The 15,396-nt window shown below is 66.5% G+C and carries 12 protein-coding genes; 8 read left to right on the top strand and 4 right to left on the bottom strand.

Annotation, left to right across the window (positions count from 1 at the left end):
- Positions 1-60 precede the first annotated feature (60 nt).
- Positions 61-729 (bottom strand): NUDIX hydrolase, encoded by a 669-nt coding sequence (locus CA833_RS24410; protein WP_142639026.1) that lies wholly within the window; start codon positions 727-729, stop codon positions 61-63.
- 72 nt (positions 730-801) lie between these two features.
- Between CA833_RS24410 and CA833_RS24405 the strand changes: the two genes are divergently transcribed.
- From CA833_RS24405 to CA833_RS24380, 6 genes are all read left to right on the top strand, one after another.
- A complete protein-coding gene (locus tag CA833_RS24405; RefSeq protein WP_142639024.1) occupies positions 802-1,701 on the top strand; it encodes a hypothetical protein in 900 nt (299 codons plus the stop codon).
- Between the two features lies 1 nt (position 1,702).
- The gene (locus CA833_RS24400) at positions 1,703-2,902 is read left to right on the top strand and encodes an adenylosuccinate synthetase (RefSeq protein WP_142639022.1); all 1,200 of its coding nucleotides are present in this window, start codon (positions 1,703-1,705) and stop codon (positions 2,900-2,902) included.
- A gap of 13 nt (positions 2,903-2,915) precedes the next feature.
- A complete protein-coding gene (locus tag CA833_RS24395; protein WP_142639019.1) occupies positions 2,916-3,488 on the top strand; it encodes a cysteine hydrolase family protein in 573 nt (190 codons plus the stop codon).
- Between the two features lie 168 nt (positions 3,489-3,656).
- Positions 3,657-5,114, top strand: coding sequence for a Wadjet anti-phage system protein JetA family protein (locus tag CA833_RS24390; protein ID WP_142639017.1), 1,458 nt, complete (start codon positions 3,657-3,659; stop codon positions 5,112-5,114).
- Positions 5,111-5,809 (top strand): DUF4194 domain-containing protein, encoded by a 699-nt coding sequence (locus CA833_RS24385; protein WP_142639015.1) that lies wholly within the window; start codon positions 5,111-5,113, stop codon positions 5,807-5,809. Before CA833_RS24390 ends, CA833_RS24385 begins: the two co-directional genes overlap by 4 nt.
- Positions 5,806-9,261 carry an SbcC/MukB-like Walker B domain-containing protein gene (locus CA833_RS24380; protein ID WP_207080507.1) on the top strand — a complete coding sequence of 1,152 codons (3,456 nt, stop codon included), beginning with the start codon at positions 5,806-5,808 and terminating at the stop codon, positions 9,259-9,261. Before CA833_RS24385 ends, CA833_RS24380 begins: the two co-directional genes overlap by 4 nt.
- A gap of 16 nt (positions 9,262-9,277) precedes the next feature.
- Here CA833_RS24380 and CA833_RS24375 read toward each other — a convergent pair whose 3' ends face one another.
- The 3 genes from CA833_RS24375 to CA833_RS24365 all read right to left on the bottom strand — a co-directional run bounded on the left by CA833_RS24375 (position 9,278) and on the right by CA833_RS24365 (position 12,051).
- Positions 9,278-10,198: a LysR family transcriptional regulator gene (locus CA833_RS24375; protein ID WP_142639011.1), complete on the bottom strand. Its 921-nt coding sequence runs from the start codon at positions 10,196-10,198 to the stop codon at positions 9,278-9,280.
- Between the two features lie 397 nt (positions 10,199-10,595).
- Positions 10,596-11,531, bottom strand: coding sequence for a DUF4198 domain-containing protein (locus CA833_RS24370; RefSeq protein WP_242526485.1), 936 nt, complete (start codon positions 11,529-11,531; stop codon positions 10,596-10,598).
- 13 nt (positions 11,532-11,544) lie between these two features.
- On the bottom strand, positions 11,545-12,051 hold the full coding sequence (locus CA833_RS24365; RefSeq protein WP_207080506.1) for a DUF2271 domain-containing protein: 507 nt from the start codon (positions 12,049-12,051) through the stop codon (positions 11,545-11,547).
- Positions 12,052-12,493: 442 nt separating this feature from the next.
- On the opposite strand from CA833_RS24365, the gene CA833_RS24360 reads away from it, so the two are divergent.
- Both CA833_RS24360 and CA833_RS24355 read left to right on the top strand, forming a co-directional pair.
- On the top strand, positions 12,494-13,123 hold the full coding sequence (locus CA833_RS24360; protein WP_142639007.1) for a (2Fe-2S)-binding protein: 630 nt from the start codon (positions 12,494-12,496) through the stop codon (positions 13,121-13,123).
- The gene (locus tag CA833_RS24355) at positions 13,123-15,390 is read left to right on the top strand and encodes a molybdopterin cofactor-binding domain-containing protein (RefSeq protein WP_142639005.1); all 2,268 of its coding nucleotides are present in this window, start codon (positions 13,123-13,125) and stop codon (positions 15,388-15,390) included. Before CA833_RS24360 ends, CA833_RS24355 begins: the two co-directional genes overlap by 1 nt.
- Positions 15,391-15,396: the final 6 nt, after the last annotated feature.

The following is a 15,396-nucleotide window of genomic DNA, read 5'->3' as shown; positions in this document are numbered from 1 at the left end:
GGCCCGCGCCGGTCAGGAAAAGGTGGCAGCAGCGCAGGGCGCGTCGGGGGGCGGTAGCGGTTACATCCGGCGGTCGAACACCGCGTGACCCGCTTTCAGCCGATAGAGCAGGGAGGGCCTATTGGCGCCGGGCTCGCGGCGTTTGGCGCCGCTTTCCTCGATGAAACCACGCTCCATCACCTTGCGGCGGAAGGCATCGATGTTGAGCGCTTCGCCAAGCGCGATCTCGTAGACCGTGTGCAACTCGGCGAGGGTGAACTCCGCCTCCAGAAAACGCGCGGGCAGGTCGGAATAGGCGCCCTTGCCGCGCAGCCGCGCCAGCGCGGCGGCGAGGATCGTGTCATGGTCGAACGGCATGCCGCCCGCCTCGTTCGCAGGCACCAGTTCGAGGCCGGGGACCTCCAGCGCCGGTTGCAGCGCGGCGAGCGGCGAAAGCGAGAAATAGGCGACGCTGGCAGACCAGCCGCGCGGATCGCGATTGGGACCGGAAAAGGTGGATAGCTGCTCCACGTAGAGTGCGCTGAGCCCGGCCTTGGCGGCCAGCACGCGGCGGGCGCTATCGCCGAGATGGCGGTCCTCGTCGGTGTGGACGTAACCGCCGATCAGCGCCGCGCGGCCCGCGAACGGGGCCTCGGGACGCACTGCGCGCAGCACGCAGAGACGGCCATTTGCGAGTGTCAGGGGCACGACGTCGACAGTCAGGATCGGTCGATCAGATTGATTGTTCATAAACTGCATATTGCATCTTATAAATTAAAATGCAAAATGACGTTTATTGAGTCGGAAGATGGAGACCAAGCGATGGGACATGGCAACTGGAGCGCGCGGGATTGGGATGCCTATGCTGCCGGATCGATCCACGGGCGGAGCCGCCGCGAACTGTTCGGCGCGCTGGGCATGGACAAGGCTTACGATCCCGCCCGCGTGACCTTGCGGGAATCGCGCGACAGCGGGCAAAACCCGGAAGCGACGCCGATCATCATCGGCGTCGACGTCACCGGATCGATGGGCATGCTCGCCGAGGAACTGGTCGTGCGCGGTCTCAATGAAACGTTCACCGCGCTGATGGACCGCCGCCCGGTAAGTGATCCGCACGTCATGGCCATGGCGATCGGCGATGCCTATTGCGACCGGGCGCCACTGCAGGTCACCCAGTTCGAGGCTGACTTGCGCATCGTCGAGCAGCTCCGCCAGCTCTGGCTGGAAGGCGGCGGGGGTGGCAACGACGGCGAGAGTTATTGCCTTGCCCATGCCTTTGCCGGATTGAAGACGGTGCATGACGCGCAGCAAAGACGCGGTCGCAAGGGTTTCCTGTTCACGGTGGGTGACGAGCCGGTGCTTGACGGGATCGAGCGTGACCAATTGGTACGGGTCCTGGGTCTTGATGCAAGGCGCGGCATTTCCGGGCGCGAGGCGGTGCGGTTGGCGAGCGCTGGATACGAGGTGTTTCACATCATCGTCGACGGCAGCTACGCGGCGCGTAACATGGCCAAGGTCAGGGCGTCCTGGGAAGCGATCCTGCCGGAGCGGGTGATCCACTTAAAGGACCCCACGCGGCTGGCGGAAACCATTGTCGCCACCATCGAGGCGGCGAGTGGTCGTCCTCGCCGCGCTGCCGGAGGCTTGGCCGCGCTGCTGCCGGAGCCGCTGCGGCGGTTTGCCGAAGGCGGGCTTGGCGGCCGCGGATGGGGGAGCGAGTGACATGCGCGCGCAGGCGGTGATCGGCGCCAGCTACGGTGACGAGGGCAAGGGGCGCACGGTCGACTGGCTCGCTGCCTCGCTTGGCCCGGAGGTGGTCGTGGTGCGCAGCAATGGCGGTGCGCAGGCCGGGCACACGGTCGAGACCGGCGGGCAGCGGCACGTGTTCCACCATATCGGCTCGGCGGCATTTCGCGGCGCGGCCACGCATTTCTCTCGCTTCATGGTGTCGCACCCGATCCTGCTCGCCGAGGAGTGCGCGGCGCTGGGCGCCAAGGGCCTCGCACCCCTTATCACCGCCGATCCGCGCGGCTGGGTGACGACGCCCTGGGACATGATGGTCAACCAGGCGGCCGAACTGGCGCGCGGCAAGAGGCGGCACGGCAGCTGCGGCCTCGGGTTCGGGGAGACGGTGGGGCGCTGCCAGCAGACGGCCTTTGCACTCACTGTCGCCGATCTGTGGAGCGCGGATCTGCGCGGCAAATTGCACGCGATCCGGAGTGCATGGTTGGGCGCTCGGGCAGCCGAACTGGGCCTCGATCCGCATGGCGGCCCGCTGGAACATGCATCGGCGGATGGCGTGCTGGAGCGTTTCCTGGACCAATGCGCCGCCTTCCGCTCACGCGTGGAACTCTCCGGTGATGCCGTGCTCGGCAGGCAGGGGACGGTGATCTTCGAGGCGGCGCAGGGGCTGCTGCTCGATCAGGGAGCCGAGGGGTTCCCCTTTGTTACCCGCTCCAGCACGGGGCTGGCCAATATCGCCGCGATTGCCGGCGAGGCGGGGATTTCCGCGCTCGAGGTGACTTACGCCACGCGTTGCTATCTGACCCGGCACGGGCGCGGGCCGATGGAGGATGAACGTGCCATCGATGGGTGGTTCGTGGTGGAGGATGCCACCAACCATGCCAACCCCTGGCAGGAGACGCTGCGGTTCGGCTTGCTCTGCCCCGAACGGCTGGGCGAACGCATTGCCGCCGATCTCGGGCTGGGTCGCGGCCTGGGCGGGGAACTGGCGATCACCGCTTCGCTGGCCCTGACCTGCCTTGATCAGGCGCGGGGCGGGTGTCTCGCCTGGCTTGAGCAGGGCACGGTTGTCACTGGGGATGCCGATGCACTTGCGGCAAAACTGGTGGCGGCGGCGGGCTTGCCGCTTGCCGTGCAGTTCGCCTCGCCTAACAATGATTTCACAGCCCAATACCGATGAAGGACCATCCGCCATGCGCAGTTTCGTAATCGTCGTCGACATGCAGCGCGATTTTGTCGAAGCCTCTGGCGCGCTGCCGGTGCCGGATGCCGAGGCCATCGTAGCGCCCATGCAGCAATGGCTTGCCGCGCTGACGCCTGCGGAAACGGCCGGCGTGCTGCTGACCTTCGACACGCATGATCCGGTGACTTATGCCGCCTCCAGCGAGGCCCGGCAGTTTCCGATCCACTGCGACAAGGCGACGCCGGGCTGGCAGAGCGTGCTCGACATTGCCGCCGTGGATGCGGGCATTCCTGTCTATACGCTCGACAAGGGGGTGTTCGACATGTGGGCGGAGCCCGGCCTGGAACTGGTGACGGAACAGGGCACGCGCATAGAGCGGGACCTGTTTTTCGGGACCTTGGTGGCATCGGGGATCGACAGCGTCACGGTCGTCGGTGTCGCCGCCGACTTTTGCGTGCGCTGGGCGGTAGAGGGGCTGGTCACGCGCGGGTTTGCAGTTGCAGTGCCAAGGGCGCTGACGCGCGGGATCGTCAGCGGTGTCGATGCCGTGTTTGCGCAAAACCCCGAGGTGGCGGTGGTGTAGGAGCGGACATCCGCCGGGTGGCGTTGCGTGCGGAACGGGTCGCCGCATCCCTGTTGATCGCCCTGTTTACAGTCTGCTCCATGCAGTTGCCGTGGCTGCCGCGCGCTCCTATGTGCCGCCCCCTTGCGCCGACCCGCTGATTCTCGCGGAGGCGATCATGGGATTTCGATGCAGAGCGGCGGTACTGGAGAAAATGGGCAGGAAAAGCGGGATGCGCTGTTCGGGCACCTGCCGCCCAGCCTTTTCGGGGTGCTGTCCTCGCCCGCGCGGCGTGACTATGCGCGCCTGATCCTCTGGGTCTACCGCGCGTTCTTCGGCGAGAACTACGCCGACCAGGTCCGCAAGGATGATCTTGTCGCCTTCATCGCCACCCAGATCGACCGGCTTTCCGACATTGCCGAGGACTTTTCGTCCGATGCCGCCAATGCCGATGCCAGCCAGAATCCGCACAACGTCTACCTCCGGCTGAAGCAGGCAGGCTGGCTGGTCGAGCATTCGCGCGGCTATGTGCAGATGGTCGATCTCGACGCCTCGGTCTCGATGCTGCTCGAAACGCTGAGCGCGATCGAGGAGGGCGAGGCGGTCCACTTCGGCGGGACCATCGCCGCGCTCGAAAGCGTGATCGAGCGGCTGGGCGACAATCCGCTCGACAAGGCATCCTCGCTGGCGGACGCGGCCTTGCGTGCGCGGCGGTTCCAGCAGCACCTTTCGGCGATCATCGGCAATTTGCGCGCGCACGAGCAGCGCATTGTTTCCGACCCGCAGCCCACGCGCATCCTGGCCAGTTTCTTCCACTTCGTGGAGGACGTGCTGATCTCGGATTACCGGGTCATCAAGACCACCAACAATCCGTTCCGCCACCGTAACCGGATCATCCAGATGATATCCGACTACGAGCATGATCCTGCCGTGGTGACGGCCTTTGCGCAGGGCTACGTGGCGCAGGGGCTGGCGGGAAGCCACGAGGCGGCGCTGTCGAAGGTCCGGCAGCATCTGGCGCAAGTGAAGCGGATCTTCGATGCGGCGGAGGAACGGCTCGACGATATCGACGCCTTCCGCAGCCGCCTCGAACAGCGGATTGCCCGCACCGTCAGCTACATGAACGAGGTCGATGGTTCGAGCCTGCTTCGGGTCACGCACCTGCTGCGCGATGTGGCCGCCGTGCCCTGCGACTGGGAGGAGCCTGTCGAGGTTCCGTCCGAACTCACCGATCCGGTACGGCACTGGGGGCCGGAAAGCCTTGCCTCGCCGACGATGCGGCGGCCGATCGCGGCGCCCAGCCCGGTGCGCCGGGCCGAGGTCGATCCTGCGCTTATTGCCTACGACCAGTCGCAGAAGGTCTATCTGCTGCAACTGGCGGTCACGCCGCAGAAGATCGCTGATTACATCGAGCGCAATCTGGGCGCGCGCGAGGGGCTGGATGCGGGCCAGTTCCGTATCGACAGCCCCGAGCAGGCGTTGCTGCTGCAAGGCGCCCGCCAGCTCGACATGTTTGGCAACAAGGAACTGCTGCGGCGCTTCCGCGTGGTCCACGATCCGGGCCGCGTCGTCGAGACTGACTGGTCGGCCTTTTCCGCCTTCCGCATCGAACGCATTTCCCCCGATTACCCGAGTGCAGAACAATGACCGCCGCCACGCTGTACGACCTTGAAGAGCTGCTGGAACGCCCGCAGAACCGCGATGTCTCCAAGGAGATGATGGTGCGCGCGGCGGATCGCCTGCTCGCCCAGCAATGCCTGTTCCGCGACGATTACAATGCCGCTGGCACCTACGACCTCGTCGTGCGCCACGCGGCCTATTTTCGCGGGCTGTTCGATGCGCTCGGGCGCGATCTGGTGATCCGGGCCGATGAGATGATGATCGAGCTGCGCCCGCAGGAGAGCCTTTCGCGCACCGTGCTTTCGGTCGACGAGACGATCGTGCTGCTGGCTTTGCGCGCCACGTTCGAACAGGGCGTGCTGACGATGAGCCAGGAGGAATTCGGCCACATCGAGACGACCTCGATGGAAGTGATGGAGCGCTATGACCAGTGGGTCGCCCGGCCGCGTCCGCCATGGGCGCGCGTGCGCAAGATCCTAGACGCGTTCCGCCGCCGCCGCTTCATCGATCTGGGCGACGAGATCGCGCTGGAAAACGGCGTCGGCATCACCATCCGTCCCTCGATCCGCAGCGTGACCGGCGATGCCTGGCAGACCCGCATCGAGGAATGGATCGCCGCGACGCAGGCAAGGCTCGCCGCCGAGGCGCAAGGGCAATTGCCCGGGAGCCATGCGGAAGAAGCAGCCCCGATTGAAGCGCGCGAACAGGAGATTGCGGAATGATCAAGCTCAGCCGCATCAACCTGATCAACTGGTACACCTTCGAACGCCTGTCGATCGACCTGAGGGGCAGCACCTCGCTGATCGGCCCCAACGGCGCGGGCAAGTCGTCGATCCTCGACGCGATCCAGGTCGTGCTGACCGGCAACAACCGCAACTACTTCCAGCTCAACGCCAGCGCCAATGTCACGGCCGGGCAGACGCGCAAGGTGGGCGAGAACCGCTCGGTCTTCGACTACTGCCTGGGCCGCGTGGCGGGCGAGACGCTGCGCTCCAACTGCATCAGCTACGTCTCGCTGGTGTTCGAGCGCGAGCACGACGGCAAGTGCTGGACCGTGGGCATCGGCATGAGCGCGGTCGATGGCGAGCAGAACGAGGAAGTGCTCGGCGCCTTCATCGCCCCCGACCAGTCGCTGCGCGACAGCGACTTTCTGGAGGACGTGGACGGTGCGCCCTACGTCCTGCCCTGGGGCGAACTAACGGCGCGGCTGCGCAAGGTTCCCGGCTTCGAGAACCTTGGCCACCGGCCCACCCACTTCACCCGCCGTGTGCTCACGGTACTGGGCGGCAAGGGGCATCACGCGGACCCGGAAAAGTTCCTCAAGACGCTGAAGAACGGCTTGCGCATCCGCGAGATGAAGTCGGCCACCGAATTCGTGCGCGAATTCCTGCTCGATCCCGCCGGGCTCGATGTGGAGGCGCTGCGCAAGTCGGTCTCGACGTGGCGCGGGCTGCTCAAGAAGATCGAGGACCTCGAAGTCCAGAAGCAGCAGGTCGGCGAGGCGATTGCCGCCTACCGTGAATTGGCCGACAAGACTTCCGAGGAAACCCGGCTGCGCTGGGTGGCCGGCAAGGCCGAGCGTGACCGGCTGGAAGAGCACTTGCGCCTCGTCACTATCCAGCACGAGAGCAAGCTGGAGGAACAGGCGCTGGCCGACCGCCGCCTGACCCGCACGCGCGAGGCCATTGCCCGTGTGACCGAGGAAATCCGCGAGATCTCGCGCGCGCTGGAAAACGACACGCGCGAACAGGCGATCCGCGAGTTCCGCGACCTCAACCTGCCCATCGCCCAGCGCGCCCATGCCGAGGCGGACAAGGACTATCAGGCCTATTTCGCCGCCATCGGCGGCGCGGCGGGCCTCGCCGACCGGCTGGTGCTGACGTACGGCGAGGGCGAATATCTGCGCGCGAAGGAAGCGCTGGAGGCGCTGCGCAGCCGGGTTGCGGGCGAGGCCGGGCTTGCCGCGCGCGATATCGACCAGATCGTTACCCGCCTTGTCGATCCGCTGGCGCGCTATGTGGCCAAAGCGCAGGACGCGCGCGAGGGCCATCTCCGGACCGGCGCCACGCTGCGCGGCCAGCTCCGCGAGAACCGCGAGCAGTTGCAGACCCTCGCCCGCGGGGGTGCGCTGGTCGAGGGCCCCACGGCGCGGCTGATCGACTATCTTGAAGCGCACGGCATTGCCGCAAGGCCGATTGCCGAACTGGTTGAGGTGACCAACGAGCGCTGGGTTGATGCGGCCGAAACGCTACTGGGCGCCGCGCGCGATGCGCTGGTGGTCGAGCCGCGTCAGGCGCAGGAAGCCATCGCCCTGCTGCGCCGCCAGCGCCGCGACTATCCCGGCACCCAGATCGTCAACACGACGAAGACGGGCGAGGGCACGCAAAGCGCCACGGCGGGCAGCCTTGCCGACGTGATCGAGACGGACAATCCCCACGCGCGGGCCTTCATCAACCGCCGCCTCAACACCGTGCGCCGGGTCGAGACCGAGCAGGACCTGTTGCGGCACGACCGCGCCGTCACCCCGGATTGCCTCTTCGCCTCGGGCGGCTCGATCGAGAACCGCCGCCCCGCGCAGGTCCATCGGCTGGGCAAGGAAGCCAGCCGCAAGAACATCCCGGTGCTGGAAGAACTGGTCGCCGGGCAGGAGCGCTCGCTCGCCAGCAGCGAAGCGCAGGCAGGTGCGCTGAAGGCGCTGGTCGAGGACATCCAGCGTTTCCTCGATGTCGCCGGAAGCCGCAGCCTCGACGACCTCGAACGCGCCCGCCAGAGCACGGCTGAAAGCGTCGCCCAGATCCGCGACAATATCCGCACCCTCGAAGGCGAGCGCCCGGTCGAGATCCGCGAGCGGCTGGTCGGCCTCAGGGCGGACCTTGCCGAATACGAGGAGGAACTGAAGAACGATGAGAAGGCGCAGCGCGTCTCCGGCCACCTCGTCGGCAGCGCCGCCGAAAAGCTCGCGGTCGCGCGGGACGAGTTCGCCAAGGCCGAAGCGATGTTTGCCGAACGCGATGTCCTTGCCGCCGCCGAGCGGGAAGCCGCGCTGAGGGACTTCGATTTCCTGCTGGCCGAACATGGCAAGGTGCTGCCCGCCCTGCGTAACGCCGCGCAAGATCAGGCCGCCAAGGCCCGCACGCGGGTCAACCAGCTGCTGGGACAGGCGCCGCAAAAGGCCTATGCCTATGCCCACGATGCCGGGATCGCCGGACAGTTCGACCGCGAGGCCGGGCCCGAGGCGCAGCTGGCATGGCTGGAAGGCCAGCAGGCTTCCATCGTCAACAATACGCTGAGCGAATACCGCGATCAGGCGCAGGAAGCGCGGACCTCGATCGAGACCTCGCTGAAGACCGACATGCTGGTCAAGCTGCACGACCGGATCGAGGGCGCCAAGCGGCAGATTCGCACGCTCAACCGCAGCCTGCAACTGCGGCCGTTCCACGGCGAACTCTACCGCATCGAGGTGAAGCCGGACCGCTTCTATGCCGAGATCGTCGAGATCGCGCGGCGGGTGCAGCTCAACAGCATCGACGTCGGCGCGCTGTTCGAGGAGGGCGGCGCCACGTCGGCTCTCGAACCCAGCCTGATGAAGGGCGTCGAGCGCATCAAGCGCATGATCGACGAGGGCGAGAACGTCGAGCAGATCAGCGACTATCGCAACTATCTGCAATTCGAACTGGTGACGACGACGCTCGACGGCCAGCGCGTGACTTCGGACTATGCCAAGCGGCAGGGCAGTGGTTCGGGCGGCGAGAAGCAGGTGCCGTTCTACATCGCCATGGCCTGCGCGATGTCGAGCGTGTGCCATTCCACCGAGGACAATCGCGACAACCTTGGCCTTGGCATCATCCTGTTCGACGAGGCGTTCAACGCGCTCGACGGCGGTAACGTCAATTCATGCCTGGCGCTGCTGCGCGAGTTCAACCTCCAGGTCTTCGCCTGCGCGCCGATCGAGAAGCTGGGCGTGTTCATGGAGCAGATGGACACGGTGCTTTCCGTACGCCGCGTCGGCACCACGACGATGCTTTACGCCGACTATCTCAAGGACGAGGGGCGTACCAAGTTCCGGGAGGCCAACCCGGCAAACGAGCCGTTCGACCTGTTCAAGCAGCGCTTCGAGGAGGACCGGGCCGAAACGGGTGACGTTCGAAATGCGGAGCCGCAAGTCGTGACGTGATCCGAGGCCGCACCCTTCAACGGGTTGCGAGCGGCGGGGCTTCCAGCGTGAAGAACGGCTGATCGGCATAATGGTCGATGAAGGCGCGCAGCGCCGCCGACATGCCGAGGCGCGTGGCGAAGACCATGTGCAGCACGGCGGCGGCAGTGTGCCATTGCGGCAGGACCCGTTCGAGGCGGCCGGCAGCAACGTCCTGCCGGCAGGCGCGTTCGTGCAGCAGGGCGACGCCAAGGCCTTCGAGCGCGGCGTCACGCACGATGCTGGAATCGTTGCTGCAAAGGCGCGGATGATGGAGGATGCGCCGCTGCTCGCCCTCGTCGTCGACCAGCTCCCAGCGGTGCTGCTCGGCATGTTCGCCGACGGAGAGGGTGGGCATCTTTGCCAGCATGTTGATCGAGACCGGTGCGGTGAGATCGGCGAGGAAGCGCGGGCTTGCCACCAGGATGCGCTGGCCGCGGCCTAGCTGGCGCATCGTCAGCGACAGGTCGGTTTCCTTTTCCAGTTCGACCCGCAAGGCGATGTCATAGCCTTCGCCGATGATGTCCACCCGGCGGCTGGTGAGGTGCATGTCGACCCGCACTTGCGGATAGCGGGTGAGGAACGAGGCCAGGCCCTCGGCCCCGAGGAAGCGGGACAGTCCGGGCGGGCAGGCGATGCGCAGTAGCCCGCTGACATCCTCGCGCGAGCGCTGGGCCACTGCGCGCGTGGCGGCGAGCCCTTCCTCGATGATCTCGCACTGGCGGTAGACTTCGAGCCCGACATCGGTGACGCGCACGCTGCGGGTGGAGCGTTCGAGCAGGCGTGCGCCAAGATCGCGTTCCAGCTTCGCCACCCGTTTCGACAGCTTGCCGCGCGCGTCGCCGGTGACGCGCTCCGCCGCCGAAAATCCACCGTGACGGACCACCATCGCGAAGCTGCGCAAGTCCTCGAGATCCATCCGGCGTCATTCCCTGTGCGGTTGTTGCCATTGCCTTGATTGTATCCCTTGGAGATACAGAATATTTCCCCAGGGAAACATGGTAATGCGCAAATTCCTGTAAGATTGCCCGTGGATTATGAGATTTTCAAGGGATTTTACGTCTCGCGGCGGTGTGCTAGACGGCGTCTTGCCTGATGTTTTTCAAGGTATTGTTTCCCGTCCGGTCACAATGATGTCTTTTCCAAAGGCCTGAGCGCTATAGCCGGTTTGCTGCGGCTTCGTCACGTGCGTTGCGCGGGCAACGCCATGATGTCTGCGCAAGGGGCACGCACGAAGAAGGCCGGCAGACGAGGTCTCGATCGGGACCTCGTCTGCCGGCCGTTCTCGCCTTCCGGGCGGCGGATGTCGGCCGGATTTACGGCGTCATCACTTCCAGCGTGGCGGCATAGGACATCTTGCGGGCCTCCGCGCGCTTGTCGCTCGGGCGCTTGTCCTGGGCCTCGGCGCTGATCCAGTACAGCCCGGCGCTTGGCCAGTTGATCGTCACGACGCCGTCGGCGCCGGTGGTGAGTTCGGTTTCACCCGTCTCTTCACGGTAGCGCACACCGCCGGCGATGACGGTGACCTTGACCCCGGCCGCCGGCTTGCCGTCGATCAGGAAGCGGAACTGCGCCACTTCGCCCGCCGCCACCGAGTTGGGGTGGGTGATCGGGACGAATTCCAGTCCGGTGCCGGTGGGCTTGAACACCGTGTCCGTCGGTGCGCCCGCCGTGACGAAGGTTTCGGTCTTGGAGATGTTCTCTGTCAGGTGGATGTCGGTCGCGTTGGCGGGGATGTCCTGCAGCGCAACCGGCGGCAGGCGGCGTTCGCCGCCGGGGCCCCCTGGGCCACCGGGGCCTCCCGGACCGCCGGGGCCGGCCATTCCTTCAGGGGCGCCAGCCGGGCGCGGCGGACCACCGCGGCCGCCGACGCGGCGCTCCACGCCGTCCAGCATGAAGGTGCCGCTCACCTGCGTCTGGCCGCTCGAAATCTTCCAGGTACCTTCCTGGTCGATCTTGAGGTCAAACACTGAGCGGAACCGCCCCTGGACCGCGTTGTAGGGCTCGGCGGGCGTGCCATCGGGACGGGTGGCGGTGATCGAGGCGAGCTGGATCGGTCGGTGGTCCATCGAGAAGACGTGGTCCGATCCGGCGGCGTCGAAGGTTACCACGCCGCTGGTTCCGGCGAGGCTGGTGGTCGAAGGCAGGATGAACGGGCTGTCCGCCTGCGCGGAAGGCGCGCCAATTGCGGCGAGCATGGGGCCTGCGAGCAGGGCGGCGGATCGGCGCCAGCGGCGAAGGGGCGAAATCATGGTCCTGGCTTCCTCAGCGGGTGGAGACGGTGACGGCGCCCAGTTCGGTCTTGCCGCTGGCCCGGCCGCCGCTCTTGGGTACGGTGATCGGCACCGAGACGAGTTCGCGCCCGCCGTGTTCGCGCGCAGCCTCGACGTTGAATACGTAATTGCCGGGGGCGAGGTCCTTGGGCAGCGGAATGGTGTACGTTCCGGGGCCGCGCGTCGCGCCGCTGATGCCGTCGGCGGGAAGGCGCATCGAGCGTCCGCCCTTGCGCCACCACGAACGCAGGTCGGTGAGCCACTTGGTGCCCGCCTCGTTGCCGCCGCGCTTGGCTACCTCGTACCACACAAAGACCGAGCGGATCTGGCCATTGCCGCCCACCGGCTCCAGCCAGCCTGCGACATAGGGCTTCTTGTATTCGGCGACAGGCACGCGCGGCAAGGTGACGGTGACACTGGCGGCGGACGCTGGGCTGGCGAGCGGGGTGACAGGGGCGACAAGCGCGCCGGTCAGCAATGCAAACTTGGCGTGACGCATCGGAATTACGCTTCCCTTCGTGAATGCAATGATCACCGGGACAGCGTCATCCCGAAGCGCCGCCATGCGCTGCGCCGCCCCTTTCGAGCTCCCCCGGTGCGAAAGGCCGTGCAGGCCCTCTGTTCCGTCGATTACGGCGATTGCGTAGCATTTGCAATAAAGGCACCATGGGTGGACCCGTAATAAATGGTATCAGCGCCATACCGCGCGGTGGTGAGATGGGCTCATCGTTCTGTTGAACGGAACGGTCCGGTCCGGCAGCGAAAAACATCGCGGCGGCATTGCCTTGGCAGCGAACGCGCGCGATACAATGTGCAACAGGGATCGCCCCGAATATCGGCCAGATCCGCGTTTCGATCGGCGACGGGTGACGTCTATTTCGCCGGCGCGGCGCGGATGATGTTCGCTGGCGGTCGCACGATTGGCGGACAGGTGAACCACGATGCAACTCCAGGTCAACGGACAGGCGCATGAGCTTGAGGCGGAGGCGGACATGCCGTTGCTTTGGGTGCTGCGCGACGAACTCGGCATGACGGGTACAAAATACGGCTGCGGGTTGGCCCAGTGCGGCGCCTGTTCGGTGCTGGTTGACGGGGTCATCACCCGCTCCTGCGTGACGCCGCTGGAAAGCGTGGCGGGCAAGGCCGTGACCACGATCGAGGCGGTGGAACAGGATGGCCTTGGCAAGCGCGTGGTGGATGCCTGGGTCCGGCACCAGGTGCCGCAGTGCGGCTATTGCCAGTCTGGCCAGGTCATGGCCGCCCTGGCGCTGCTCAAGGAAAAGGCAAGGCCCAGCCAGGAGGATGTCCGCGCGGCAATGGTGAACTTGTGCCGCTGCGGCACCTACAACGCCATCCATGCGGCGCTGACCGATCTTGCCGGGCTTTCCGACACCGCTGCCGCCGTGCCTGCAGACGGGGCGCAAGGCGGTGAGGGGCCGTCGACCGCGACAGTGGCTGCCGCCGTGGCAGGCGGCGCTGCGGTTGTCGCGGGCTCGGCCTATCTGCTGACCCGGCGCGGCAAGGCAGGCGAGACCGGGCAAGGCGCCGCGGATGGACAGGAGGACGCGTGATGGCCACTCTCCTCGACAGCGATACCGTAACCGATAGCGAGGCTCGCTTCGTGGCGCAGGATCCGGTCAACATCTCGCGCCGGGGCGTGCTGCTGGGCACGGCCGGTGCTGCGAGCGGCGCGCTGGTGATCGGTTTCGGCCTGCCTGTGGGCACTGCCCGCGCGCAGGCCGCAGCCCCTGCGCCGATTCCGGTGCGCGTCCCCGCGTTCCTTGAAATCCGCCCCGACAACACCGTGCGATTCCTCAGCCCGTTCATGGAAGGCGGGCAAGGCGTTTTCACCGCGATGGCGCAGATCGTCGGCGAAGAACTGGACATGGACCCGGCACGCTTCGTGGTCGAGGCGGCGCCTGCGGGCAAGGTGTTCCAGGTCATGGACGGGGGCATGCGCATCACCGGCGGCAGCATGTCGGTGCGCCTGACTTACGAGACGATGCGGCGGCTCGGCGCCAGCGCGCGCATGATGCTGCTTGAGGCGGCGGCGCACCGGCTGGGCGTGGCCGCGGCCGAACTCACCACCGAGCCCGGGCGGGTGCTCCATGCCGGTTCCGGGCGTTCGCTGGCCTATGGCGAACTGGCGGGCGGCGCGCTCGACCTCGCGGTGCCGGATCCCGCGATCGTCAAGCTCAAGGACCCGGCCACGTTCCGCTGGATCGGCAAGCCGGTCGCGCGGCTCGATATGCACGACAAGGCCACCGGCAAGGCGATCTACGCGATCGACTGCAAGGTCGAGGGCATGCTCCACGCAGCTGTCCAGCATGCGCCGCGCCTGGGCCTGACAGTGGCGGGCATCGCCAACGAGGAGGAAGTCGCGGCCATGCGCGGGGTCCATTCGGTACACCGTATCGGCGGGGCCGTGGCCGTCGTTGCCGAGCGCTGGTGGCACGCCAAGCGTGCGGCCGAGGCGCTGCGGGTGGAGTGGCAGGATCCGGGCAAGGACACCGATGTCCGATACATGCCCGCCGACTTTTCGACCGAGGCCTTTGCCGAGCGTCTCGCCAATGAAAAGGGCAATGGGCAGGACGCGGAAATCAGCGGGGACGCGGCCAAGGCGCTGTCCGGCGCTGCCACTGTGGTCGAGGCGACTTATCGCAGCCAGTACGTCCACCATGCCCAGTTGGAGCCGCCCTCGGCGCTGGCCAGTTTCAACCCGGACGGTTCGCTGGAACTGTGGATGCCCAACCAGGCGCCGGAGATGTTCCAGGCGGAAGTGGCCAAGTTTGCCGGGCTTGCGCCCGAACAGGTCAAGATCCACAGCCCGCTGCTGGGCGGGTTCTTCGGCCGCCATTTCCTCTATCCCGGCGGCAACCCCTATCCGCAGGCGATCCAGTTGGCCAAGGCGGTGGGCCGTCCGGTCAAGCTGATCTGGAGCCGCGAGGAGGAATTCCTGCGCGATCCGCTGCGGCCGATGGCGGTCGTGCGGTTCCGCGGCGGGCTCGACGACAAGGGCCGTCCGGTGGCGCTGGAAGCGGTCAGCGTGACCGAAGGGCCGAGCGAGGGCATTGCCAACAAGCGCAGCGCCGAACTGGACGATTCCGCGCTGGAAGGCATCACCAAGAAGGCTTACGCGATACCCGACAAGCGGATCGCCCAGCTTTTCGTCAAGAACCCGACGACGCTCGCCTACTGGCGCTCGGTCGGCAATTCGATGAACGACTTCTTCTACGAGTGCTTCCTTGACGAAATGGCCGACAAGGGCGGGCAGGACCCCTATGAATTGCGCCTTGCGCTGCTGGAAGGCAATGCGCGACTGACCAACCTGCTCCATGCCGTCGCGGAACTGTCGGGCGGTTGGAAGCGGGGTCCCTTCACGGCGGCGGACGGTAGCCGGCGGGCGCGAGGCATCGCCATGGCCTCGCCGTTCGGGACCGAGGCGGCGGCGATTGCCGAAGTCTCGATCGTCAAGGGCCAGGTCATGGTCCACGATGTCTGGGAAGCGATCGATCCGGGCAGCATTGTCAATCCGGCCATCGTCGAGGCGCAGGTCAATTCGGCCGTTACCCTCGGGCTCTCGCAAGTACTGCTCGAGGAGACCGTCTACGAAAACGGCATGCCGACCGCGCGCAACTACGATCTCTACCCGATCCTGCCGCCCGACCGCATGGCGCGCGTGCATGTGAAGATCGTCGAGAGCGGTGCAAAGATGGGCGGCATCGGTGAGCCGCCGTTGCCTGCGGTGCCGCCGGCGGTTGCCAATGCGGTCTCGGCGCTGACCGGACGGCGCGTGCGCAGCATGCCGCTGTCCCGCCACAGCTTCGATGCGGCGTAAGGAGAG

The sequence above is a fragment of the Novosphingobium sp. KA1 genome (assembly GCF_017309955.1).
GTDB lineage: Bacteria > Pseudomonadota > Alphaproteobacteria > Sphingomonadales > Sphingomonadaceae > Novosphingobium.
This window is presented reverse-complemented; position numbering and strand designations above follow the sequence as displayed.